This is a genomic window from Thermococcus sp. ES12 (assembly GCF_012027515.1).
In the GTDB taxonomy this organism is placed as follows: Archaea; Methanobacteriota_B; Thermococci; order Thermococcales; family Thermococcaceae; genus Thermococcus; species Thermococcus barossii.
Genome location: NZ_SNUP01000142.1, coordinates 1 through 389, shown reverse-complemented (window position 1 = coordinate 389; position 389 = coordinate 1). Strand labels below are relative to the sequence as shown.

Here is a 389-nt window from a genome sequence, read left to right as displayed (position 1 = left end):
AGCAAACGGAAGGTTAAAGATAGCCAAAGATAAAACGAGTATTAACCACAATATAGGATAAAGTATATTCTGAAAATAGACCTTTTCTCTAACTCTACCAAAACCTTGGGAGATTGAAATTATCATTCCAGTCAAAGCAGAAAACGGCAGTGCAAAAGCCACTATTTTTAGAGCGTAAACTAATCTTTCTTCATTGAAAACTTGGGAAATGTTCTCTGCTTCAAGAATTAAAACTATTGTCCAAATTATGCTGTTCACTGCTACAATTATTAAAGCCGTTGAAATCAAATCCCTAACTCTCGAAGGCTCTCTTTCTTTATAAAAGGCGATTTCTCTAGGAAGAGAATTCGAAAACCCCAATGTAACTACTACAAGAGCGATGCTCAAAA

At 35.0% G+C, this 389-nt stretch carries 1 pseudogene; it reads right to left on the bottom strand.

Going from position 1 to position 389, the window contains the following annotated elements:
• Nucleotides 1-389, bottom strand: a pseudogene (locus E3E37_RS11465) (oligosaccharide flippase family protein); the annotation flags it as partial.